The sequence below is a fragment of the Fibrobacter sp. genome, from assembly GCA_017503015.1.
In the GTDB taxonomy this organism is placed as follows: Bacteria; Fibrobacterota; Fibrobacteria; order Fibrobacterales; family Fibrobacteraceae; genus Fibrobacter.
In genome coordinates this window covers 76,114-100,450 of the sequence record JAFVTX010000050.1, presented here as the reverse complement: position 1 = coordinate 100,450, position 24,337 = coordinate 76,114, and the positions used below count along the sequence as shown (strand labels likewise).

General features: G+C 53.4%; 21 protein-coding genes, 1 tRNA gene and 1 riboswitch. Of the genes, 8 read left to right on the top strand and 14 right to left on the bottom strand.

Going from position 1 to position 24,337, the window contains the following annotated elements:
* Positions 1 to 3: 3 nt before the first annotated feature.
* Positions 4 to 1,440, top strand: a complete 1,437-nt coding sequence (locus IKB43_09490; protein MBR2470358.1) for an NADH-quinone oxidoreductase subunit N — start codon at positions 4 to 6, stop codon at positions 1,438 to 1,440.
* 35 nt (positions 1,441 to 1,475) lie between these two features.
* Here IKB43_09490 and IKB43_09485 read toward each other — a convergent pair.
* Together IKB43_09485 and IKB43_09480 are read right to left on the bottom strand one after the other, a co-directional pair.
* Positions 1,476 to 1,548: transfer RNA gene (locus IKB43_09485), tRNA-Arg, on the bottom strand.
* Between the two features lie 30 nt (positions 1,549 to 1,578).
* Complete coding sequence (locus IKB43_09480) at positions 1,579 to 2,394, bottom strand: mechanosensitive ion channel family protein (GenBank protein MBR2470357.1); 816 nt, start codon at positions 2,392 to 2,394, stop codon at positions 1,579 to 1,581.
* Positions 2,395 to 2,817: 423 nt separating this feature from the next.
* Here IKB43_09480 and IKB43_09475 point away from each other — a divergent pair, with 423 nt between their 5' ends.
* Both IKB43_09475 and pheS read left to right on the top strand, forming a co-directional pair.
* Positions 2,818 to 3,357: a pyridoxamine 5'-phosphate oxidase family protein gene (locus tag IKB43_09475; GenBank protein ID MBR2470356.1), complete on the top strand. Its 540-nt coding sequence runs from the start codon at positions 2,818 to 2,820 to the stop codon at positions 3,355 to 3,357.
* Positions 3,358 to 3,575: 218 nt separating this feature from the next.
* Positions 3,576 to 4,598, top strand: coding sequence for a phenylalanine--tRNA ligase subunit alpha (gene pheS / locus IKB43_09470; protein ID MBR2470355.1), 1,023 nt, complete (start codon positions 3,576 to 3,578; stop codon positions 4,596 to 4,598).
* A 105-nt stretch (positions 4,599 to 4,703) separates the two neighbouring features.
* Here pheS and IKB43_09465 read toward each other — a convergent pair whose 3' ends face one another.
* From IKB43_09465 to rfbA, 8 genes are all read right to left on the bottom strand, one after another.
* Positions 4,704 to 6,647: a glycoside hydrolase family 3 C-terminal domain-containing protein gene (locus IKB43_09465; protein MBR2470354.1), complete on the bottom strand. Its 1,944-nt coding sequence runs from the start codon at positions 6,645 to 6,647 to the stop codon at positions 4,704 to 4,706.
* Between the two features lie 473 nt (positions 6,648 to 7,120).
* Complete coding sequence (locus IKB43_09460; protein ID MBR2470353.1) at positions 7,121 to 7,708, bottom strand: porin family protein; 588 nt, start codon at positions 7,706 to 7,708, stop codon at positions 7,121 to 7,123.
* 24 nt (positions 7,709 to 7,732) lie between these two features.
* Positions 7,733 to 9,112 (bottom strand): mannose-1-phosphate guanylyltransferase/mannose-6-phosphate isomerase, encoded by a 1,380-nt coding sequence (locus tag IKB43_09455; protein ID MBR2470352.1) that lies wholly within the window; start codon positions 9,110 to 9,112, stop codon positions 7,733 to 7,735.
* Between the two features lie 12 nt (positions 9,113 to 9,124).
* On the bottom strand, positions 9,125 to 10,264 hold the full coding sequence (locus tag IKB43_09450) for a polysaccharide biosynthesis/export family protein (protein ID MBR2470351.1): 1,140 nt from the start codon (positions 10,262 to 10,264) through the stop codon (positions 9,125 to 9,127).
* Positions 10,265 to 10,277: 13 nt separating this feature from the next.
* Positions 10,278 to 10,724, bottom strand: a complete 447-nt coding sequence (locus tag IKB43_09445) for a low molecular weight phosphotyrosine protein phosphatase (protein MBR2470350.1) — start codon at positions 10,722 to 10,724, stop codon at positions 10,278 to 10,280.
* Positions 10,725 to 10,766: 42 nt separating this feature from the next.
* The gene (rfbC, locus tag IKB43_09440; GenBank protein ID MBR2470349.1) at positions 10,767 to 11,330 is read right to left on the bottom strand and encodes a dTDP-4-dehydrorhamnose 3,5-epimerase; all 564 of its coding nucleotides are present in this window, start codon (positions 11,328 to 11,330) and stop codon (positions 10,767 to 10,769) included.
* Between the two features lie 67 nt (positions 11,331 to 11,397).
* On the bottom strand, positions 11,398 to 12,546 hold the full coding sequence (locus tag IKB43_09435) for a dTDP-glucose 4,6-dehydratase (protein ID MBR2470348.1): 1,149 nt from the start codon (positions 12,544 to 12,546) through the stop codon (positions 11,398 to 11,400).
* A 2-nt stretch (positions 12,547 to 12,548) separates the two neighbouring features.
* On the bottom strand, positions 12,549 to 13,436 hold the full coding sequence (gene rfbA / locus IKB43_09430) for a glucose-1-phosphate thymidylyltransferase RfbA (GenBank protein MBR2470347.1): 888 nt from the start codon (positions 13,434 to 13,436) through the stop codon (positions 12,549 to 12,551).
* Between the two features lie 29 nt (positions 13,437 to 13,465).
* On the opposite strand from rfbA, the gene IKB43_09425 reads away from it, so the two are divergent.
* From IKB43_09425 to IKB43_09410, 4 genes are all read left to right on the top strand, one after another.
* Entirely contained in the window at positions 13,466 to 16,084 is a 2,619-nt protein-coding gene (locus tag IKB43_09425; protein MBR2470346.1) for a DUF3516 domain-containing protein, read from the top strand.
* A 92-nt stretch (positions 16,085 to 16,176) separates the two neighbouring features.
* The gene (locus IKB43_09420) at positions 16,177 to 16,710 is read left to right on the top strand and encodes a hypothetical protein (GenBank protein MBR2470345.1); all 534 of its coding nucleotides are present in this window, start codon (positions 16,177 to 16,179) and stop codon (positions 16,708 to 16,710) included.
* A 6-nt stretch (positions 16,711 to 16,716) separates the two neighbouring features.
* Positions 16,717 to 17,463: a DNA alkylation repair protein gene (locus IKB43_09415; protein MBR2470344.1), complete on the top strand. Its 747-nt coding sequence runs from the start codon at positions 16,717 to 16,719 to the stop codon at positions 17,461 to 17,463.
* Between the two features lie 126 nt (positions 17,464 to 17,589).
* Positions 17,590 to 19,914, top strand: a complete 2,325-nt coding sequence (locus IKB43_09410) for an NADP-dependent malic enzyme (protein MBR2470343.1) — start codon at positions 17,590 to 17,592, stop codon at positions 19,912 to 19,914.
* Between the two features lie 155 nt (positions 19,915 to 20,069).
* Here IKB43_09410 and pheA read toward each other — a convergent pair whose 3' ends face one another.
* Genes pheA through ybaK form a run of 3 tightly spaced genes read right to left on the bottom strand, consistent with a single transcriptional unit; the run spans position 20,070 to position 22,124 of the window.
* Entirely contained in the window at positions 20,070 to 20,933 is an 864-nt protein-coding gene (pheA, locus tag IKB43_09405) for a prephenate dehydratase (GenBank protein ID MBR2470342.1), read from the bottom strand.
* A 24-nt stretch (positions 20,934 to 20,957) separates the two neighbouring features.
* Positions 20,958 to 21,602, bottom strand: coding sequence for a C40 family peptidase (locus IKB43_09400; protein ID MBR2470341.1), 645 nt, complete (start codon positions 21,600 to 21,602; stop codon positions 20,958 to 20,960).
* A 21-nt stretch (positions 21,603 to 21,623) separates the two neighbouring features.
* Positions 21,624 to 22,124, bottom strand: coding sequence for a Cys-tRNA(Pro) deacylase (gene ybaK / locus IKB43_09395; protein MBR2470340.1), 501 nt, complete (start codon positions 22,122 to 22,124; stop codon positions 21,624 to 21,626).
* Positions 22,125 to 22,162: 38 nt separating this feature from the next.
* A riboswitch (TPP riboswitch) is annotated at positions 22,163 to 22,258 on the top strand.
* Here ybaK and thiC point away from each other — a divergent pair.
* Positions 22,255 to 23,859 (top strand): phosphomethylpyrimidine synthase ThiC, encoded by a 1,605-nt coding sequence (gene thiC, locus IKB43_09390; GenBank protein MBR2470339.1) that lies wholly within the window; start codon positions 22,255 to 22,257, stop codon positions 23,857 to 23,859. (Overlaps the previous riboswitch by 4 nt.)
* Positions 23,860 to 23,901: 42 nt before the next feature.
* Here the strand turns inward: thiC and dtd are convergent, their stop codons facing one another.
* Positions 23,902 to 24,336: a D-tyrosyl-tRNA(Tyr) deacylase gene (gene dtd / locus IKB43_09385; GenBank protein MBR2470338.1), complete on the bottom strand. Its 435-nt coding sequence runs from the start codon at positions 24,334 to 24,336 to the stop codon at positions 23,902 to 23,904.
* Between the last annotated feature and the right edge of the window lies 1 nt (position 24,337).

Below are 24,337 nucleotides of genomic sequence, written 5' to 3'. Positions count from 1 at the left end.
CAAATGTCCATACCTAACTTTATCATCCCCGACTTGCTATTGCTGCTGTTCCCCTTCATTGTCATCGGGAGCAGGCTTTTCTGCGATGCCAAATCCAACGTTCCCTGGCGTATCGCCAACATCGGGTTCCTGCTCATCTTCCTGCTGCTGAACTTTATCCCGCTAGCTGGAGGCGAGGGCCGTTTCTTTATCTGCAACTGGCGTGTAGACGACTTTGGCGTGTTCATGCGCGAAGTACTGGTGGTTTCCGCCATTCTAGGCATGTGGTTTTCCAAGGACTACTTTATGCATGCCGCCGCCGGCAAGCCCCAGATGCACCAGATTGCGGAATTCATCGGGGCTATCGCCTTTGCCACCTTCGGCGGCGTGACGGTAGTGAGCGCCTGCGACACCATCACCTTCTTCTTGGGTCTTGAAATCGCCACCATCCCCATGTACGCCCTCACCGCCTGGAACAAGCGGGACCAGCTAGGTTCCGAGGCCGCCACCAAGTACATCTTGATGGGGTCCGTGGCCACCGCCTTCGAGCTGTTCGGCTTCAGCTACCTCTACGGTTTTGCCGGGAGCCTGCATTTCGACGCCATCCAGAGTGCCGTGGCCGCCGGGACTTCCCCGCTCTTGTGGATTGCGGTGCTGTTCCTGTTCTGCGGTATCGGATTCAAGCTCACCCTGTTCCCCTTCTACACCTGGGCTCCCGACGTTTACGAAGGCGCACCCACGCCGGTGACGGCGGTGCTTTCCGTGACTTCCAAGGCTACCGCCATCGCGTTCCTGGTGGTGCTGGTCTATGGGCCTCTCGCCCCTGTTCAGGAGCAAATCGCCCCCCTCATCGCCCTGCTTGCAGGCGTCACCCTCTTTGTAGGTAACCTGGGTGCGCTAAAGCAGTACAGGCTCCGCCGGTTCATGGCCTATAGCTCCATTGCCCAGGCGGGCTACATCATGGTGGCCCTCCTCGGTACTGCCGCCATGGCGAAAACCGCCATCATCTACTACCTGTTCGTGTATGCGGTGTCCAACTACCTGGCCTTTTTCGTGTTCGGCATCATCAGTCACCATCGAGAAGAGATTTTCGACTCCCTGCGGGGTCTTTCTAAGCAGAACCCAAGCCTTGCCATTGCACTTGCCATTTCCATGTTCAGCCTGGCGGGCATTCCGCCTCTTGCCGGGTTCTTCGGCAAGTTCCACCTGTTCTTCAGCGGGGCGACCACGGGGCACTACATGCTTATCGCCTTTGCAGTGCTGAACAACGTACTCGCCCTGTTCTACTACCTGCAGCTGGTCAAGAGCGCCTGGGTCGATGAACCCGACGGACACCTGAACCCCCTGCGCCTTACCCGCAGGCAACGTGGCGTCATCATCTTGCTGTCTTGCGCGGTGGTGGTTCTCGGGTTCCTCCCCTTCCTCAGCGACAACATCTTCATGGGATTCAGCGGTTTATAAGCAAAAGGCTCCGAGTTTCCTCGGAGCCTTTTCTATACCCGGATCGCGATTCGAACGCGAGTTTGATCCTTAGGAGGGACCCGTTCTATCCAGCTGAACTATCCAGGCAATAGCGGGACAAATATATAAAAATTTCCGTTACTTTTCGACGCTGGTCACATTTCCGCCATTAATTCCCTGAATATGGCAAGTCCTCTGCGGGAAAGGAATGGTTATCCCCTCTTCGTCGAAGCGGCGTTTGATTTCGTCCGTGTATTTCCAAAGCAGGTTGAAATAGTCCGCATTCTTGACCCAGGCCCGGAAAGCCACCTCCACGGAACTGTCCGCCAGGGCTGACACAAAGAACTGCGGGACGGGATTTCTCAGGAACAGAGGTTCGTTTTCCACCAGTTCCCGCATAATTCCGAGGGCCTTGTCCGTAGAGTCTCCGTAGCCTATACCCACCTTCAGTTCCAGACGGCGGCTCACGTTCTTGCTGTAGTTCACGATGGGCTGCCCCCAGAGGGAGCTGTTGGGAGCAGAGACATACAGACCGTCCACCGTTTCAAGAGTCGTATTGAATAGTCCGATACCCTTGATTTTCCCCTTGATGGAGCCGCACTCGATGTAATGGCCCGCCTTAAAGGGCCGAATGAACATGAGCAAAAGCCCTGCCGCAATGTTTGAAAGGGTGTCCTTCAAGGCAAGACCGATAGCAAGGCTTGCCGCACCCACCATAGCCACAAGACCCGCCGTATTGACCCCTGCAATATGGAGCACCAGCAAGAGGGTCACCACGTAAATCGTATAAGACACCAATGAATAGACCAGGGGGCGTGCCGCAGGATCCATGCCCCGAATCTCTGCATGGGCGATAATACGCTTGAAAACAAACAGAAGCAACTTGGCGAGTCCAAGAATCAACAAGGCCAAAATCAGCCTTTGCAGCAAGGAATGCTGCATTAGCATATTCATCCAATTATTGAAGAATTCTGTGCTTTTTTCCATACAAGGCAATTTAGAAAAAAAGCTCCTTCATCAAAAATCTGTTACCCTTCCCTATAACGGATAGGGCAAAAAACGCCTTTTTTTTGTAAAGGAAAATGATTCTACGACAACTACATTTTAAATCCAACAGCAACATCATTGAGAAAGTAACAGGGCAAAAGAAATGAAAATTATTTAGGCGATGGAAACATCGTGTAGCCGAGAAAGGCATCCTTAAGGAAAAGAGTGTAGTTAAAAGCACCCCAAACGGGGATAAAGCGTACTTTACGCGGTCAAAAACTTCAGATTTTCAAACTTTTATAAAAGAGAAAGAGAGAATGTAGTTTGAATAAGTTATATTAATTATACAATATTCAAGGGAACATAATCTCTGCTTTTGCTAGGGGAATAATGCGGCGCAAGGATAGAGAAGTTTTAGGCGACGAAAATATCGCGAAGATTATAGAGCAATGCACGACTTGCCATGTCGCGATGGAGGACGATGCCAATGCGGGTATGCCCTACGTGATTCCGCTGTCGTTCGGATATAGCCTGGAGGGCGGCGTCCTGGAATTGTATTTCCACTGCGCGCATGTCGGCAAGAAGCTTGACTGTATCCGCAAGAATCCGAATGTGGCGTTCAGCATGTGTGTCGAGAACCGCATCGAGATTCACGAAGATGTTTATTGCAAGAGCGGGCGCTTCTATGCAAGCGTCGTCGGGCAGGGCAAGGCCGAAATCGTCGAGGATAGCGCCGAGAAATGCCGCGGGCTCTCGCTCCTGATGGAACGGCAGGCCGCAGGGTCCACGCAGCAAATGCACGCGGCCCCGCACAAGTTCGAATTCACGCCCGCGCAGGCCGCCGCCGTGACCGTGTTCAAGATAACGAGCACGAATTTCACTGGGAAGTCAAAGCCAGGCGTTACGGGCGCGGCGCCTGAGCGCCCGTAGAGGGGGTAGCGGATGCCACAAGGAGATCCCCGCCTTCGCGGGGATGACATGGGGCAGAAGCGAGGGGGAGACCTCCCCCTTTTTTTAGACGAAAGAACGGACCTTCGGTCCTACAGACGAAAGATAAAAGAGAAAAATGGCGCTACGCGCAAAAACCATAAAAATTTCTCTCGCCTCTCGTCTCTCGTCTCTCGTCTATTTCTATCTTTACTCGCACTATGAGTGAAGCTATTAACAATGTGAAGCAGGCGTTTGACGCAGAACTTGCGCAGACCGACCTTACGAACCAAGAAGCCGTCAACAACCTCCGCGTGAAGTACCTGGGCAAGAAGGGTGCCGTCACCGACCTCATGAAGCAGATGGGGAGCTTGAGCGCCGAGGAACGTCCGGCTTACGGCAAGCTCGTGAACGAACTTAAGGTCGCCGTCTCCGAGGCAATCGACAAGGCTATCGAGACCGCGAACCAGGCTGCCCTCCAGAAGAAACTGGAAAGCGGCTTTGTAGATACCACGCTCCCGGGTGCAGGCATCCCGGCGGGCTCGACGCACCCGCTCTACGACGTGCGCGAAGAGATTATCGACTTCTTTAGCCAGATGGGTTTCGAAGTGGACTTCGGTCGCGACATCGAGACGGACTGGTACAACTTCGAGGCGCTCAATACGCCTCCTGACCACCCGAGCCGCGACATGCAGGACACGTTCTACGTGGACGACAAGGTGATGCTCCGTACGCATACCTCCGGCACGCAGATCCACTACATGGAAACGCACAAGCCGCCGTTCCGCATGATTGCTCCGGGTCACGTGTTCCGTGTGGACAACGATGCAACCCACGCCCCGATGTTCCAGCAGTGCGAAGGCCTGGTGGTGGACGAGAACATCAGCTTTGCAGACCTTAAGGGCGTGCTGCAGGTGTTCATGAACAAGCTGTTCGGCGAAGGCGTCAAGACGCGTTTCCGCCCGAGCTTCTTCCCGTTCACGGAGCCGTCTGCCGAAATGGACGTGAGCTGCGTGTTCTGCGGTGGCAAGGGCTGCCGTCGCTGCAAGGGAACCGGCTGGATGGAAATCGGCGGTTGCGGTTCCGTGGACCCGAACGTGTTCAAGAACTGCGGCATCGATTCCGAGAAGTACACGGGCTTTGCATTCGGCTTCGGCCTCGACCGTATCGCGATGCTCCGCCACGCGATTCCGGAGATTGGCTTGCTGACCAGCAACGATCAGAGATTCCTGAGTCAGTTCTAGGGGCTAGGATTTAGAATCTAGGGGCTAGAGAAAGTAATGGCGCCGATGGCGCAAAAAGGAAACGGACCTTGCGGCCCGTTTTTTTATACTTTTTGCCAGGCTGGATTAATAAGTCAATCCAAATCCGTAGGGGAACAGGCCTTCTTTGCCATCACCCTCGTTAATGGGAATCTGGTCCAAGGACTTGGGCCATGTGTGGGGCAACTTGCCCGAGGGTTTTACGTCGCCAAACAGCACATCTGCCACGCCAGCACCCTCACTACCAGGCAGCCAGGCCACCACAAAGGCATCTGCCGCCTCGATAATTTCGGTAACCGGAAGCGGGCGGCCCGTAATGAACACTACAACCACCTTTTTGCCCGATTCCTTCCATGTGTTGATTTGGTTAGCATGATAACTTATGTTATAACCGCTCAAGGAGATATTACCACTGTAATAAAGAGTACTAAAGTCTCCGTACCATTCTGCATAGGGAGATTCACCTATGGCATACACGATTGTCTCTGCATCAGCGACAGATGAAACCCTCGCTCCATCTGCCACCTGATCAAAGCCGCCCTGAATAGAAGTTGCTCCAGAAACAGAATAGGAGGATCCCTGCCAGCCCTGTGTCCAGCCACCACACTGAATGCCTGTACTTGTCGCAGCAGAGCCTGTCAAGTAAATCTTGGATGTCTTAGACAAGGGCAAAACCTTTTCATTCTTCAAAACCACCAGACTCTTCTGCACCGCCTCGCGGGCAATGGCCCTATGTTCTGCACTACCGATGTTTTCCGATTTGCCCACATAAGCTGATGGGCCATTAGGGTTAGCGATACGTCCACCTCGAATCTTCACACGCAATATGCGGCGCACCGCATCCTTGACCCTATCCAAAGAAATATCACCGGACGAAACTAGGGATTTCATATTACTTATAAATCCGTCCGAAGAATTCGGAACCATAGCCATATCGATGCCCGCATTAATCGCCTTTTTGACGGCATCTTTTGAAGAGCCTAACGATCCGCCAGAATAACTAGTGGCGTCCGTGGCACCCGGCGTTCTTGAATTTTCAATACCTTCCCAGTCCGCAATCACAAACCCGTCAAAACCAAGTTCCACCTTGAGGATTCCCGTAAGCCGTAGGGAATCCACGTGCTGGTGCACCCCATTAATCTGGTTAAAACTGGCCATAACCGTTTGGACACCCTGTTCAACGGCCGCAATATAGGGAGGCAATAGGATAGTTCTAACTTCTTCGTCCGTCAAAGTGGCATTACCGCGGTCTACACCACCATTTGTAGCACCGTCACCAATAAAGTGCTTGGCCGTTGCCGGAATACGCCACTCCGCATCAAAATGGTCACCCTGCAAGCCACGGATATAGGCAGCTCCCATACTTGCCACCAACTCCGGATTTTCGCCAAAACCTTCGTAAGTTCTACCCCACTTTTCATTCCTGGGAACCGTCACCGCCGGCGCAAAGTTATAGTCAATGTGGGCCGCCCACATTTCTATAGCCACCGCCTTGCCTATCTTACGGACCAACGCGGAATCGCGGGTGGCGCCAAGGCCGATGTTATGGGGGAAAATCGTCGCGCCAGAGACATCGCCCATGCCATGAACATTGTCCTTGCCATACAGCACTGGAATATTTTCAGCCCAGGCCGACTTATAGAATGTAGATGTATAACCGCCACCGCCTTCAAGAGCAGAACCACAGGCATAGGTTCCACAACCCATGCCTACTTCTGGCTGGGTCATCTGGGCAATCATTTCATCCATTGTCATGGATTCTATAATCGCGTCAATCTGCTCCTCGATAGGATCCCTCTTCAAGGTGATGGAGCCGTAATCCTTGTCACCGCTCACCTGCAATGTCTCGGGCAAAAAACCCGCCTTGCGGATAACCAGAATCTGGCTTGCCGCAGAAGCCTTGGACAAAGAGGAAATATTTACTTGAGTGTATCGGGAATCACCAGTCTCTGCATTAACTTTACCAAGCAAGCTTCTCTTGCCATCGTTATTGGCCAATACCAGGTACATCCCGCGGGGCAACCCAGACATAAGCGCCTTTACCTCTTGACTTGAGTTGACGGCGTTTTCTACGGTGCCCCTTTTCAGAATCCGACCGTTTAAATCTGAAATTTCAACTTTGACAGACCTCCCTGTCAAGGATTGTGCAATTGGGTGTACGTTCGAAGGCTCTCCCGAGCCGTATTTTCCAGAGAACAGGAACTTTCCATCCGTGCCGGACAGAGTCCGTTCTGCAGGCAAAACCGCCGAAGCACCTTTTATGCTAACAACGGCATTGTGAATGGGGGTTTTGGACTCGTCCACCACCTTGCCCGTAATGTCCGCATGGACATAGGACAATCCAGCAGCCACAAAGCCCAACACAAGAAAAGCAAAGCGCCTGTTTTTCATATTTGCCTCCAGAGAATTACACTTAAATTAACTTTTTTTACGAATTTATGGGAAACATCAAACAAAAAACCACCTGTTTTACAGGTGGCCTAAGCTTAAGAGATGGAATTTCCCTACTTCTTGAACCAGTAAGAAACATCAAACTGGAAGCGGAAAGGCTTGATATCGGGCGTGGGGTCTGTATCAATGGGATCAAGCAAGCCGTAGCTGAAGCGTCCGCTGAATTCCAGACCAAACCACAGAGTGTAACCCGCACCGGCAGTGAGACCCAGCTGGAAGGTGTTCCACTTGTCTATGTCATTCCATTCATCTGAAATTTCGTCATAAGCAGAGGCCATCATGTTGATGGACATGTCTAAACCCGCTTCAGCAAAGAATCCAGGAGTAAAGTTAATTCTCGCCAATACAGGAACCTGCAAGTTCAAGAACAGGTAACTATAATCAACAGAACTTACGGTCCAGGAATAAGCATTGAGCTGGAAAAGTGCCCCCGAATGTAGCCCAACCATCGGGCTAAAATGGTACAACACGTCGATACCGCCACCAAAACCGCTAGAAACGGTTTCGTCAGCAAAAAACTCAGCGTCGTCGCCCATCATGGCTTCGGACTGGTAAGAAATACGGGCGCCGAGGCCAAGGCCCTGAGCGAGAGCACTAGAGGCAAACAAGGCGACAGCAGCAAGCAGAGTGAATTTTTTCATTTTTTCTCCTTTTTGTGTGAAAATCTAGCTACAACGGTGGAAGTCGTCTTCCATACGGATGATATCGTCTTCGCCGGTGTATTCGCCCACCTGGACTTCCACGATGACCAGCGGGAGCTTGCCCTCGTTTTGCAGGCGGTGTACCGTTCCTGCCGGAATATAGGTGGATTCGTTCGGGCGCACCAAGAACACCTTGTCGCCTACGGTACAGGTGGCTGTTCCGCTCACCACAACCCAGTGTTCCGAACGATGTAAATGCTTTTGCAGAGAAAGGCGCTTGCCGGGCTTTACCACAATACGCTTCATCTTGTAGCTTTCAGAAGATTCCAGCACGGAGTAGGTTCCCCAGGGACGGTTTACCGTCTGGGGGACGCTTATCAAATCGCTGCCTTTTTCTTTCAGCTTTTCTACAACCTGTTTCACCTTTTGGCTGCTTGCACGAGGCGCCACCAGCAAGGCATCGGGAGTATCCACGATAAGCATGTCGTTCAGGTCGATGGTGGCGATGGTCCGCTGGCTTCCCATCACCAGGGAATCCTTTGTTCCAACGGCAATGTGACGGGGGTTCACGTTGTTGCCGTTCTCGTCGTGAGGATATTCGCCATAAAGGCTGTCGAAACTGCCCAGATCGCTCCAACCGATGTCGCTGGGAACCACCTTCACCTTGGAGGACTTTTCCATCACGGCATAGTCGATGGAGTTGCTGGGAATGGCCTTCATGTCTTCCAACGCGATGCGGATAGGTTCGCCATCTTCTTTTTTGGCGCGGGTCAGCGCGATCTTTGCCGCATTCAAAATGTCGGGAGAATACTTCTTCAGTTCGTCCAAGAAAGTCTTGACCTTGAAGCAGAAGATACCGCTGTTCCAATAGAAGTTCCCGGCCAGCAGGTATTTTTCGGCAGTGGCCAGGTCTGGTTTTTCCACAAAGCGCTTTACGTCTTCGCCATCGGCTTCGATATAGCCGTAGCCGGTCTCGGGGCTGGTAGGCGTAATGCCGAAAGTCACTAGGTTGCCGGCCTGAGCCAGTTCTTCGGCCCGGAGTAGCACCTTCTTGTATTCGTCCTTCTTACGAATGACGTGATCCGACGGAGAAACCAGGACGATTTCGTTGGCGTCGAGGGTTAGACACGCTAGAGCAATAGCAGGTGCCGTATTGCGGCCTACCGGCTCCAACAGGAACATGCAACCCTTTTTGCCTTCGGCTTCCAACTGGTCCTTGGCTAAGAAGAACTGGTCGGCATTGGAAACAATGAACTGCGAACTGCAGACGGCAGAATTGGTCTTGACCGTCTTACGGAACAGGGATTGCCCATCAAAAAGCGGAGCGAATTGTTTGGGCATCAGCGAGCGGCTTACAGGCCAAAGCCTAGTTCCGCTTCCACCGCAAAGAATCAAGTTAATCATATCAAGTCAAACCTATTTGGTAATGTCGTTCTTGACAACGTAGGCGTTATGCGTAGCTAACAGACCATAGTAGACTGTCTGAACCGACGGAAGAATCAAACTGATGAAACGGTTCCATGTGGCAAGGCCAGAAGCATCGACATATACGATATCATGGGCATCCAGATCAAAGCGTTCCGCCATAGCCAAGGCCATGGCGTTCTTGGCGTTCAAGTTGAAAACATCAATGCGCTTGTCAGAGGTGTTGCGGATGACGTAAATGGAGCGAGAAGACGCATTCAATGCCTGGAGACCGCCTGCTGCAGACAACGCTTCTACAAGGTTCACCTTGCCGTTCACCAAATCAACAAGGCCCACCTTCTGGACTTCGCCCATGACGTAGGCGCGGTTTTCGCGCTGGGTCTGGCTCAGGGCAGGAACATACAACTGGTCATCCGGTTTCAGCAGCATCTTGTCTAAGGGGAGCTGTTTCTTAAACGCTTCCAAATAATTGATTTTGTAGACTTTGTCGCCGCGACGGAGCTGCATGCCGGCAGGGTCGGCGTACTGGTTGAAGCCTCCGACCTCAGCTATGGCCATGGGGATAGTCATGGGTGCTTCAGAGAAAAAGGCGTATCCCGGATTTTTCACTTCACCAGATACAACTGCCTTAAGGCTATTGTATTCTGAAACGCGAACATCCACCTGAGGGTCGTTCAGAATCTTGTCGGACAGGCGTTTAGTGATTTCCTGACGGAGCTCCTGCGCCGTAAGGCCTGCCGCCTGGAGTTCACCAGCATAGGGGTAGAACAGTTTACCATCGGTGGTCACCTTTTGACCAGCGGGCTGATACTGGCCCATAGGAGAGGTCAGTTCCGGGTGTTCCCACACCACTACCTGGACCATGTCCAGAGGACCGATGCGGTATTCCAACTTGGGCAAGGAGTCCACGATTAGGTCGGCCAAATCGCCATAGTTTGCTGTGGTGTCCCCATTCGGGGCTGCCTTGACGTCGGTACCGAAATCCCCTTCGTCGATGGAGTGAAAATACACGGAAATACCGTTGTATTCCGAAGAATCACTGGGTTCAGACATTCTCATCTGCGGTGCAAAGAAGCAACCGTTCAGCATAAGAGCTGCAGAAGCCAACAACAAACACTTCATTTTCTTCATATTCTTTCCAGGCTTACGCCTGCCCTTCACTTTCCTTGATTTTCTTGACCCAGTAGGGGGTCAACTTTGAAATAAAATTCCAAGCCAGCACAAAGGCACTTTCGGGCCTACGGTAGGGGTCCGGAATATCCACTTGAACGCTTTCGCCATAGCGGAAGACCTTGCCCTCGGCCCAGGGGTACTTACGGATAATCTCCTGCTTGTGGCCGTTTTCCATGACCAAAACCAGGTCCGCCCACTTGAGGATATCCATGTTGATTTGCCTTGCGTGGTGGGCACTCATATCCACACCATGCTCAAGGGCAATCTTTTGGCTGAGTTCGTGAGCCGGATGGTCCACCAGGGCACCGAGCCCGGCACTCATCACGTTAAAACCTTCGCCCAGCTCCTTTTTCAGGAGGTACTCTCCCGTAGGGCTGCGACAGATGTTGCCTGTACAAACGACTAGAATGTTCTTCATCGCATATAATGATAGAAAAAAAGAGTTGACTCGGATTTCGGATTAAAACTCAAAAGCAAAGCCCAAGTCCTTCAAGGCTGGGTTCTTGGTGTCCTTTTCGCTAAGAAGCGGTTCGAAACCGTTGCCCACCGGCCACTTGATGCCGATTTCGGGATCGTTCCACATGAGGCCGCCTTCGTCCTTCGGGTCGTAGAGGCGGGTGCACTTGTACACGAAAGTCGCAGTCTCGCTGAGCACCACAAAACCGTGTGCAAAGCCTTCGGGAATGTAGAACTGCTTCTTGTTTTCGGCAGAAAGGGTAACGCCTTCCCACTTGCCGAAGGTGGGACTTCCCTTGCGCAAGTCTACCGCCACGTCGAATACTTCACCTTCGATGACGCGGACGAGCTTGCCTTGCGGGTTCTTCTTCTGGAAGTGGAGCCCGCGGAGCACACCTTTCTTGCTGCGGGATTCATTGTCCTGCACAAAGACCATGTCGAGGCCTGCGGCATCGAACTCGCCCTTGTTGTAGGTTTCCATGAAGTAGCCGCGTTGGTCGCCAAAGACCGTCGGCTCGATGATGGTTACGCCCTCGATAGAGGTTTTGATGAAATTGAATTTGGACATTTTTGAGTTCCTAGTTAAGAGTTACTAGTTACTAGAAAATTCAACTAAAGGTGCTAGTAACTAAGAACTAGTAACTAGTAACTTTTTCTCCGTACATTTTTTCGTAATACTTCTCGTAGTCGCCACTGGTGATGTTGTCCAGCCATTCCTGGTTGTCGAGGTACCAGCGCACGGTCTTCTCGATGCCTTCCTCGAACTGGAGGGAGGGTTCCCAGCCCAGTTCCTTCTGGAGCTTGGTGGAATCGATGGCATAGCGGGCGTCGTGGCCCAGGCGGTCCGTCACATAGGTGATGAGGTTCATATCCTCGCCTTCCGCGCGGCCAAGGAGCCTGTCAACGGTCTTGATGACGACCTTGATGATGTCAATGTTCTTCCATTCGTTGAACCCGCCGATGTTGTAGGTTTCGGCAATCTTCCCGTTATGGAAAATCACGTCGATAGCGCGGGCGTGGTCTTCCACGAAGAGCCAGTCGCGAACGTTCTCGCCCTTGCCGTAAACCGGCAGCGGCTTCTTGTGGCGGATGTTGTTGATGAAGAGCGGAATCAGCTTTTCGGGGAACTGGTAGGGCCCGTAGTTGTTGCTGCAGTTCGTGACAATCGTCGGCATGCCGTAAGTGTCGTGGAATGCACGCACGAAGTGGTCGGAGCCCGCCTTGGATGCAGAATACGGGCTGTGCGGCGTGTACTTGGTCGTCTCGTAGAAGAAGTCGTCACCGTAGGCCAGGTGATGTTCGCTGGAGCTTGCCGTCGTGGTGAACGGCGGCGTGATGCCTTCCGGGTGATTCATCTTGAGGGCGCCGTAAACTTCATCCGTCGAAATGTGGTAGAAGCGTTTGCCTTCGTACTTTTCCGGCAGGGCTTCCCAGTAGAGCTTCGCGGCCTGCAACAGGCTCAAAGTGCCCATCACGTTGGTCTTCGCGAAGGTGAACGGGTCCTTGATGGAGCGGTCTACATGGCTTTCGGCAGCAAGATGGATGATGCCGTCGACTTTTTCATCCAGCATGAGCTTGTAGAAAGCGTCAAAGTCGCAGATGTCCATCTTCACAAACTTGTAGTTCGGCTTGTTCTCGATGTCTTTCAGATTTGCGAGGTTGCCCGCATAGGTAAGCTTGTCAAGATTGATAATCTTGTATTCCGGGTATTTGTTCACGAACAGGCGAACTACATGGCTCCCGATAAAGCCCGCACCGCCGGTAATGACAATGGATCGTTTCATAGCTAGTATTTAATCTTTCCTTCTGCAACTTTGCGCAGATGTTGTCCGTAAGGCGACTTGCCATACTTGGCGGCTGATTCCAGGAGCTTTTCCTTGGTAATCCAACCGTTCCTGTAGGCGATTTCTTCGACGGCGCTAATCTGGATGCCTTGGCGGTTTTCCACCATCTTCACGAACTCGCCCGCTTCGATAAGGCTGTCCATGGTCCCGGTGTCCAGCCAGGCAAACCCGCGGCCCAGCAGCTTCACGTCCAGTTCGCCCTTGTCCAGGTAGGTCTTGTTCAGGTCCGTAATTTCCAGTTCCCCACGGGCACTGGGCTTTTGGGCCTTTGCAAATCCCGAAACACGGTTATCGTAGAAGTAGAGACCCGTGATGGCATAGTTGCTCTTGGGTTCTTTGGGTTTTTCTTCGACAGAAATTACCTTGCCTGCGTCGTCGAATTCCACCACGCCAAAACGTTCCGGGTCTTCCACATAGTAGCCGAACACGCTGGCACGGCCATTTTGTTCGGCGTTTTTCACCGCCGCTCTCAAAAGAGGGCTAAATCCGTTCCCATAAAAAATGTTGTCGCCCAGCACCATGGCACAGCAATCATTGCCGATGAATTCTTCTCCGAGAATGAACGCTTGAGCGAGACCATCGGGGCTGGGCTGCACCTTGTAAGAAAGCTTGAGTCCCATTGCCGATCCATCGCCAAGCAGCCGCTCAAAATTCGGCAAGTCCGTGGGAGTAGAAATGATGAGAATTTCCCGAATACCCGCAAGCATCAAGGTGGAAAGCGGGTAATAAATCATGGGCTTGTCGTAAACAGGCAACAGCTGCTTACTCGTGACCATGGTCAGCGGGTAGAGTCTTGTGCCGGAGCCTCCGGCAAGTACGATTCCTTTCATAAGGACTAAAATAGTTATCTTTTGGCTCCATGACCGAGCAGAATAGGGTTACACTCAAGGATTTCATTGCAAAACTCGCCGAGAAAGGCGGCGGGGACCGTTCAAAGATTGTTTCCGAAGACATTTTGGAAGCTTTTATGGAATGGTCGGAGTCCCGCGGAACCACGCTGTACCCCGCCCAAGAAGAGGCCATCCTCGAACTTTTAGACGGCAAGAACGTTATCCTGAATACGCCCACGGGTTCCGGAAAATCCATGGTGGCCCTGGCGCTCCATTTTGACAGCATCGTTCACGGGCGCAAAAGCGTCTATACCTGCCCCATCAAGGCCCTGGTCAACGAAAAATGGATGGCCCTCTGCAAGGAATTCGGACCCGAGAACGTGGGGCTCTCTACAGGAGATGCCACCGTCAATCACGACGCTCCTATACTCTGCTGCACGGCAGAAATTTTAAGCAACATGGCCCTCAGCGAGGGCGAAAAGCTCACCATCACCGATGTGGTGATGGACGAATTCCATTACTATTCCGACAGGGAACGCGGGGTGGCCTGGCAGATTCCGCTCCTGACGCTACCCCAGAGCAGGTTTCTCCTGATGAGCGCCACCGTCGGTGCGACGGAATTTTTTGAGCGGGAAATGACGAAACACACCGGCAGGGAGTCCGTGACGGTTCGTTCCTCGCAAAGACCTGTCCCGCTTGACTTCAGCTACAGCACCACGGAACTTTCCACCGAAGTGCAAAAGCTGGTGAACGAGGGCAAGGCTCCCGTCTACGTGGTGCATTTCACCCAGGCCGCTGCCGCAAGCAACGCCCAGAATTTCATGAGTCTTGACCTCTGCACCAAAGAAGAGAAAGTCAAGATAAACGAAGCCATCAAGGAAGTGCGGTTTTCTAGCCCCTACGGCCCCGATGTCAAACGCTGGCTCAAGCAGGGAATTGGCCTGCATCATGCGGGGCTCTTGCCCAAGTATCGCATTCTTTGCGAAAAGCTGGCCCAGCAGGGTTTACTGAAAGTCATCTGCGGCACCGATACTCTTGGCGTAGGCGTGAACGTTCCCATTCGCACCGTTCTTTTTACTCAGCTTTGCAAATACAGCGGCGACAAGACGGCGATTCTCACTGCTCGGGACTTTCACCAGATTGCAGGCCGGGCCGGTCGAAAGGGTTTTGACAACATCGGATACGTGGTGGCTCAGGCACCGGAACATGTCATCGAGAACCTGAAACTGGAAGCCAAGAGCCGCCAGACCGGCAAGAAGTTCCAGAAGAGAAAACCGCCCGAGCACGGCTACGTTCCCTTCGACGAAAGCACCTACAAGCGCCTGATCGATGCCCAGCCCGAACCGCTGACCTCCAGTTTCCATGTGGATCACGGCATGCTCCTGAACATCTTGAGCCGGGAAACCGACGGCTGCAAGGCCATGCGAAACCTGATCAAGGACTGCCACGAGAGTGCCGCAAGCAAGAAGCAGCTGCAGCACAGGTCTTTCCAACTGTTCCGAAGCCTTGTGGAAAAGAAAATCGTAGAGTTTATAAAGCCCGTGGCCGAGGGCTACAGCCACTTGCGGGTCAATTTGGATTTGCAAGACGACTTTGCCATGAACCAGCCCCTATCCCTTTACCTGGTGGATACCTTGCCGAAACTGGACAGGGAAAGTCCCGAATACGCACTGGATGTAATCACCCTTTGCGAATCCATCGTAGAAAATCCCGACGCCATACTCCGCATCCAGCAGAACAAGGCCCGGAACGCACGGCTTGACGAACTCAAGGCCCAGGGCATGGAATTCAACCAGCGCATGGAAGAAATCGAGAAGGTGGAATACCCCAAGCCCCTGCGGGACTTTATCTACGACACCTACAACGCCTTTGCCGAAGTCCACCCGTGGGTGGACGTGAACGTGGAGCCCAAGAGCATTGTCCGCGAGATGTTCGAAAGCTTCAGCACCTTTAGCGGCTACGTGAAGCAGTATGGCCTGCAACGTATGGAAGCCATTCTGCTGCGCCACCTGAACTACGTCTATAAGGTTTTGAGCCAGACGGTTCCCGACGGCTACAAGAACGACGAACTCCGGGAAATGGAAGACTACCTGGGCGACATGATCCGCCGCACCGACTCGAGCCTTTTGGAAGAGTGGGAAAAAATGGCACACCCCGAAGACTACCAGAAACGCCTGGAAGAGGGAGCCGCCGAAGACGAAGCGGAAAAAGCCTTCGGTGCCGACAAGGCCGCCGCCGACATCACCTACGACAAGAAACGTTTCTTGGGTATGGTGCGCCAGCGCATCTTCCAGATTATGGGAAACCTCTCCAAGCAGGACTTTGCAGCAGTTCTCGACAGCCTTGCCGACGACCTGGAAGAGGGCCAGATGCTCGTGGACGGCGAAGGCAAGCCCTGGACAGAGAATACACTTACCGAAATCATGGCCGCCTACACGGCAGAACACCATAAGTTCCGCCTGGACGTAGAAGGCCGCGCTCTCGCCCACACCATAGTGACCTACGAAGGCGACGTGATGCATATCCAGCAGATGCTCCAGGACGAAGAGGAATTCAACGACTGGAGTATCGACTTCGAGATAAACCTCGCCGAAAGCCGCGAAGCGGGCGTGCCTCTCTTGAAGATGACCCGAATCGGGGAAGCGTAAATTAATGTGGAATGTGTGATGTGTAATGTGAAATTTGTAATTTTGAATTATACAATTTGCGTTTAGAACTGTTAATGTTTAGGAGAGAATAAATGCGCTTGTTTGCCTTTTTGATTGCCTTTGCCGTCGTTATGCCTTTTGCCTACGATGGCGACATGGATACCTACCACGAAGCCAAAGAGGAATTGGCCCTAGTCAGGGACGGCTACTTGAGCGCCTTGAACGTGGCCATGGACGATGCCAACGAAGGGGATCCTGAAGGCTGGTTCAAGGCCCGCGACAACGGGGAATGCGAAGATTGGGACGATCTGGAATATGTGGGTCCTGAGCTGGAACATTTCAAGCTGACCGAAATCCCTTACGGATTCCAGTTCAAGGGACGGCACGGAGCCTATGTCGTAGACGTGAAAATCAAGGTGGTCACCCGTGACACCGACGTTTTTTATGACATCCAGTACCAGAAGGGCACAAACGCTCCCGGCAAAGAACTTGTCGAAGAAGTTTTCAAGAATGACCGCAAGGTCTTTTACGACCCCAAGTCGCCCTGCACCCGCGAGGCCGTCACCTGCATAGGTCAATACAGCAAGGGCACTCTCGGGACCCTGAAAAAGAAAAAGTCCAAGTAGGCCCTTATGAAGCGAACGCCTGCCAAGGGGTTTTCGGTAGAAAGCCGGATTCAAGACGCCCTGTTCAACGCACGGGACCTGAAGTTCAAGGCCTTTCACAGCAGGCTCATTCCTACGATTCCTGCGGACACCGTTATCGGCGTGCGGACTCCGGACTTGAAACTCATTGCCAAGAATTTTTCGGCAGACCCGAACATTGACAAATTTCTGAATAGGCTCCCGCACAGGTATTACGACGAGAACCAGGTCCATTCCTTTATCCTGTCGGGCATCAATGACTTTGACAAATGCATTGCGCAGGTAGAAAACTTTTTGCCCTATGTAGACAACTGGGCTACCTGTGACCAGCTACGGCCAAAAGTGTTAGGGAAAAGCTTGGAAAACCGCAAGAAGCTGCTGGAATTCATAAAGCTCTGGATTCGCGGGCGGCTGGCTTCTGGCGAACAGGTAGAAGACGACACTTATGTTGTGCGTTTTGGAATCGAGATGCTGATGACCTGGTTTTTGGATGAGGACTTTGAGCCTATGTTCTTGCGGTGGGTTGCGGCAGTCCGCCGCGAAGATTACTACGTGAAGATGATGGTAGCTTGGTATTTTGCCACTGCCCTGGCCAAGCAATATGATGCTACGATACCTTATATCCAGGAGCATAAATTGGAACCCTGGACCCACAACAAGGCTATCCAGAAGGCCATCGAAAGCTACAGGATTACCCCCGAGCAAAAGGCGTACCTGAAAACGCTGAAAGTGTAGGTGGCCTGTATGGAATTTTAGGCACGCCCCTATTGTGCCTAAATCTTTACAATTAAGGACAATTTTTCTATCTTTGGCGCCGAAAATTGAAGTTCCGCGAGGCTTATCCGGCGGAAAGGAGTCAAGATGAGCAAAGATTTGAAGGAACAGGCGCTGGAATACCATTCCATGGGCAAACCCGGCAAGATCGAAATTGTGCCCACCAAGCCCCACAGTACCCAGACGGATCTGGGCCTCGCTTACACTCCGGGCGTGGCTGTGCCCTGCCTCGAAATCGAGAAGGACAACAACCTCGCTTACGAATACACGGGCAAGGGCAACCTCGTCGCCGTGATTTCTAACGGCACAGCGGTTCTCGGCCTCGGCGATATCGGAGCCCTGGCAGGCAAGCCCGTGATGGAAGGCAAGGCCCTTCTCTTCAAGATTTACGCGGGCATCGACGTCTTTGACATCGAAATCAACGAGAAGGACCCGAAGAAGTTCATCGAGATCGTGAAGGGAATCGCCCCAACGTTTGGCGGCATCAACCTGGAAGATATCAAGGCTCCGGAATGCTTCGAGATCGAGGACACCCTCAAGGCGGAGCTGGACATTCCCGTGATGCACGACGACCAGCACGGCACGGCCATCATTTCTTCGGCGGGCCTGCTGAACGCTATCGAGGTGGCGGGCAAGAGCATCCGCGACGTGAAGATGGTGGTGAACGGTGCCGGCGCTGCCGCCTGCGCCTGCACTCGCCTGTATCTTTCCCTGGGTCTCAAGAAAGAGAACCTGGTGATGTGCGACAGCAAGGGCGTCATCCGCAAGGACCGCAAGGGCCTCACCGAGGCGAAGGCCTTCTTTGCCACCGACCGCACCGACATCGAGACTCTCGCCGACGCCATGAAGGGCGCCGACGTGTTCGTGGGGCTTTCGAAGGGGAACATTTTGACCCGGGAGATGGTCCGCAGTATGGCCGACCAGCCCATCGTCTTTGCGCTGGCGAACCCCACTCCCGAAATCAGCTACGAAGAGGCTATGGCCAGCCGTGGCGACCTGATTTTTGCCACGGGCCGTAGCGACTACCCGAACCAGGTGAACAACGTTATCGGTTTCCCCTACATTTTCCGCGGGGCCCTGGACGTGCGTGCCACTTGCATCAACGAACACATGAAGCATGCAGCGGTGCGTGCCATTGCAAAGCTTGCCCACGAGCCCGTGCCCGACGTGGTGAACATCGCCTACAACGCCCAGCGCTTTACCTTCGGCAAGGAATACCTGATTCCGAAGCCCCTTGACCCCCGCCTGCTCACCGAAGTTTCTATTGCCGTGGCCAAGGCCGCCATCGAAAGCGGTGTGGCCCGCAAGCCTATAACCGACTGGGACGCCTACTACGACAGGCTCCGCGACATGATGGGCTACGACAACAAGCTCATCCGTCAGTTCAGCGATACGGCCCGCAGTAACCCGAAGCGCGTGGTGTTCGCCGAAGGCGACAACCTCAACATGCTCAAGGCCGCCGTGCAGGCGAAGCTCGAAGGTGTCGCTCACCCGATTCTGCTGGGTAACGCCGAACGCATCCAAATGATGGCGAATAAGGAACAGCTCGACCTCACGGGCATCAAGATTGTGAACCCCCGCTCTCCCGAGGAATTCGAATGCCGTCGCAAGTATGCCGAAATCTATGCCGACGAGAACGGTCGCAACGGCGTGACCTTCGAAGAAGCCCGCGACGACATGTTCGAGCCCAACCACTTTGGCATGATGATGGTGAAGGTGGGCGACGCCGATGCCTTTATTACCGGTGGTTATTCCAAGTACAGCGAAACTATCGAACTGGCCAAGGAAATTATCGGCATCCGCGAAGACTACAAGCACTTCGGCGCCATGCACATCTTGAGCACCCGCAAGGGGACCTTCTTCCTGGCGGACACCCTGGTGAACCGCGACCCCGATACCGAAACCCTGGTGGATATCGCAAAGCTCACCCACGACGCGGTGAAGTTCTTTGCCCACGATCCCGTGATGGCTATGCTCAGCTACGCGAACTTCGGATCTGACAAGGAAGCCGCCCGCGGAACGGCAAACAAGGCCCGCGATGCGGTGAAGATGATTCACGAACAGTTCCCGGACTATATGCTCGACGGTGAAATGCAGGTGAACGTGGCCCTGGACAAGGAACTGCGGGACTCCAAGTACCCCTTCAACAAGTTGAAGGGTCAGACGGTGAACACCTTGATTTTCCCGTGCCTTTCTTCGGCCAATACGACTTGCAAGATGCTCCTGGAAATGGGCGTAGGCGAATCCATCGGTCCTGTGCAGATGGGCCTGAACAAGCCGGTGCACTTTACCGACTCCGACGCTTCGGTCCACGACATCTTCAACCTGACGGTGGCCGCCGTCATCGACGCCATCGTTCAAGAGAAGAAGGACGAAGAGAAAGACAAGAGAAAATACGACAGGATCTGGTAATGACCAGAATGCTGTAAGCGGGGCGTTGCGGGGCCGGTGATTGAGGCCCCGCTAGAAGGGGTAGCCGAGGCTAGGGCCGAGGCGAGGGGAAGACTTTCCCCAAAAAACTCACACCTCATTGCTCAAAGCCCGCCATGGCGGGCGAACTCACACCTCTAGTAGCTCAGCTTTTCGGTGGAGCCTTCTTTGAAACTGCCTAGGCGATATACGAAATCGCAGTAGGACTGCAGTTCCTTCAGGGCTTCTACCACCAGCGGGTCCTTGGGGTTCCCTTCGAAGGACAGGTGGAAGATGTATTCCCAGGGCCTGTCCGGATGGGGCCTGCTTTCGATGCGGGTCAGGTTCAAGTCCCGCTTGGCAAAACAGCCAAGCGCCGCATGGAGCGCTCCGGACTTTCCGGAATCGTTCAGCATAAAGAGTAGGGTGGTCTTGATGGGGGTGTCGCCGGACCCGACTTCGGGCAAATCGACGGCCACCTTCTGGATGGCGTAAAAGCGGGTGAAGTTCACGCCCTTCAGGTTCTCGATTCCTTCGGCCAGAATGTCCAGGCCGTAGAACTTGGCGGCATAGGCGCTGGCGATGGCACCTAAAGTCTTGTCTCCGCGCTTGGCTACCTCTTCGGCACTACCAGCGGTGTCGTAGAAGGCCACACTTTCGATACCGGGATTGCGACCGAAGAATCGGCTGCACTGGGCAAGTCCCTGGGGGTGGCTCAGCACCTTCTTCAGGTCAGCAAGTTTCACTCCGGGCAGGGCGCACAGGGTATGCGAAATTTGGAGCTTTACCTCTGCCACGATGGGCAGGCGCCACTTGTAAAGCAGGTCGTAATTTTCGTAGATGGAACCTGCCGTAGAATTTTCGATAGGAATTGCACCGCCGTCCACGGCGCCGGTCTCGATGCTCTGGAAAATCTCACCGAAGGTGTCCATAGGCACCACTTCGATGTCTGTTCCGAACAAATGATAAGCGGCACTTTCGCTATAGGCTCCGCGACGACCCTGGAATGCAATCTTTTTCATGGTGCAAAAGATAGTAATTGGTTGTCACCTAAACCGTCTCGCCCCCTGGTACTTGGGTCGCCAGTAGTTGTCGCTCATGGGGGATATCATCACGCCCTTACTGGTGCTGGCGTGGGTAAAGCGGTCCCCTTTCAGATAAATTCCCACGTGGTCAATTTTCCAGAAGCTGCCAAAAAATACAAGGTCCCCTTCCTGCAGGCTGCCCCGGCTCACGGAACTGCCACGGCTATCATCGTACATCTGGCCTGCGTTATGGGGCAAGCTTATTCCATAGTGTTCCTTGTAAAGTTGCATCACATAGCCGGAGCAGTCCGTACCGGACCTGGAACTGCCGCCATAGAGATAGCGGGTACCTATCCAGGACTGTGCTAGCTTTTCTAAGGAGGAGTTGGAGGCTTGCTTGGGAGCATTTTCGTGAGCCATCTTTTGGGTGGCGGCCTGTTTGGTAGCCCCTGCGGTGGTTTTCTTGTGCGATGGATCCCTGCTCGGGGAGGCTCCCGTGCTGGACTTCGCCCCGGTTTTCTCCGTAGATGCGTGTTCACTCGGTGCAGACTTGTAACCGCCGATACTCCTGTCGTAACCGGTGCGAACTGGGAAAGTGCAACAGCACAAGCCCATACAAACAAGGGCTATTGCAAAGCCGGCAATGTATTTGGCAAACAGGACCATCGTTCTAAAATTAACAAACAATCAGTCTTCGGGCGCAGTGGGAGGCACGCGAGCAATCACTCCCACTGTTCCGCGGGTTGCCTTAACCAAATCTGCCGGGGCAATCTTCAACTGCAAGCCTCGTTCACCGGCACTCACATAAATAAACGGAAACTGCAGGGCGGTTTCGTGAATAAAGATGGGAAAATTCTTCTTGAGTCCAAGAGGGCTGCAACCACCCCGGATGTAGCCTGTCAACGGGGTCAAGTCCTTCAAGGGGACGGTATCGATTTTCTTGTTGCCGCTGACCTTGGCGGCTCCTTTCAAATCCACTTCCAAATTACCTGGAACGACGCATACCAGGTAGCCGATTTTATCACCATGGACCAGGATTGTCTTGAAAACCTGGTTGATGTCTTCGCCCAGGCTGTCCGCCACATGTTGGGCGCCCAAGTCGTTTTCATCCACCTTGTAAGGGATTAGCTCGTACTGGATCTTCTGGCGGTCCAAGATTCGTGCGGCGTTTGTCTTCTTGATATCCATAAATGTCCTCGATACGAAAGATAAAATTTTATATTGTGGAAAAAACTTGGGGGTGCTGTAGGAACTATGGCTGAGAACAAACCCCTTGAACCTGTGCCAGTAATTTGGCCGTAGGAAAAGTGAGGAATTTATGGATATAAAGGGTGCGACCTTTCCGCAATCCAGCAAGATTTATGTGCAGGGAAAATTGTTTTCCGAAATTCGCGTGGGCATGCGAGAGGTAAAGATTGACGACCCCAAAACACCGGTGGTCCCCGTTTATGATACCAGCGGACTTTACGGCGACGCCTCTGCAGAAATTGACATAAAGAAGGGACTCCCCAAGATTCGCGAAGGCTGGAGAGAATGGCTCAAGGATGTTCCCGGTGCAGAAGGCTGCAAGACCCAGCTGGACTTCGCCCGCAAGGGAATCATCACTCCCGAAATGGAATACGTGGCCATCCGCGAAAACCAGCGTCTGGACCAGATTCTGCCCAAGGACTCGGGCATCAAGCCTATCACGCCGGAATTCGTCTGCTCCGAAGTGGCTGCAGGCAGGGCCATCATCCCTTCCAATATGAACCACCCGGAATGCGAACCCATGATTATCGGCAACGCCTTCCTCACCAAGATCAATTCCAACATCGGGAACTCCGCCCTCAGTAGCGGTATCGAAGAAGAGGTGGAAAAGTTGGTGTGGTCCGTCAAGTGGGGGGCCGACACCGTCATGGACCTTTCTACCGGCAAGAACATCCACGAGACTAGGGAATGGATTCTGCGGAACAGCCCCGTACCTATCGGCACCGTGCCTATCTACCAAGCTCTTGAAAAAGTCAAGGGCAAGGCCGAAGACCTGACTTGGGAAGCCTATCGCGACACCCTGATTGAGCAGGCCGAACAGGGCGTGGACTACTTTACCATTCACGCAGGGCTCTTGCTAAAACACATCCCGCTGACCCTGAAACGCACTACGGGAATCGTGAGCCGCGGAGGCTCTATCCTTGCGCTTTGGAGCATGGTCCACAAAAAAGAAAACTTCCTTTACACCCACTTCCGGGAAATCTGCGAGATCCTCGCCAAATACGACGTGGCCGTTTCCCTTGGTGACGGGTTGCGTCCGGGATCCATTGCCGACGCCAATGACGCCGCCCAGTTCGGAGAACTGGAAACCTTGGGCGAACTGACCAAAATCGCCTGGGAATACGGCGTGCAAGTGATTATCGAAGGCCCGGGCCATGTGCCCATGCACAAGATTCAGGACAACATGGCCAAGCAGACGGAAAAGTGCTTCAACGCCCCCTTCTACACCTTAGGCCCCCTCACCACCGACATCGCTCCCGGATATGACCACATTACCTCGGCCATCGGGGCGGCGCAGATTGGCTGGTACGGCACTGCCATGCTGTGCTACGTGACGCCCAAGGAACACTTGGGACTTCCGGACCGAGATGACGTGCGCGCCGGTGTGGTAACCTACAAACTGGCGGCCCATGCGGCGGACCTCGCCAAGGGTCATTTCGGAGCCCAGTTCAGGGACGACGCCCTTTCCCGCGCCCGTTTCGACTTCCGCTGGAACGACCAGTTCGCCCTTTCTCTTGACCCAGAAAAGGCCATGGAATTCCATGACAAGACCCTTCCCGAAAGCAGAGCCAAGAGCAGTCATTTCTGCAGCATGTGCGGCCCGAACTTCTGCAGTATGAGGATTTCCAAGGCTATAAGAAATTTCGTCGAAAAAGGCGAAGTGGGAGACGTCTAGGGACGCACATACTGCAGAGTTGCGCACCAAGTCGATGCGCTCCTACTCTAGCATAATTGTGAAGGGGCCGTCGTTTACGAGGCTCACCTGCATATCGGCGCCGAATTTCCCTGTCTGTACGACGGGGATTTCTTTTTTGCACTCGGCAATGATGTATTCGTAGAGTTCGTTTGCGAGTGTGGGGTTGCCTGCACCGTTGAAAGTCGGACGGTTTCCCTTGTTGCAGTTGGCGTAAAGCGTGAACTGCGAAACAAGCAGGAGTTCGCCGCCTACGTCCTTGATGGAAAGATTCGTCTTGCCGTTTTCGTCGGCGAAGATGCGCAGCGCAAGCATCTTGTGGATGAGCCTGTTGGCGATTTCGCGGGTATCGTCTTCGCCCACGCCGATGAGGATCATGTAGCCCTTGCCGATCTTGCCGACAGTCAGCCCTTCGATATCCACCTGGGCGTTCAATACACGCTGAATTAGGAATTTCATA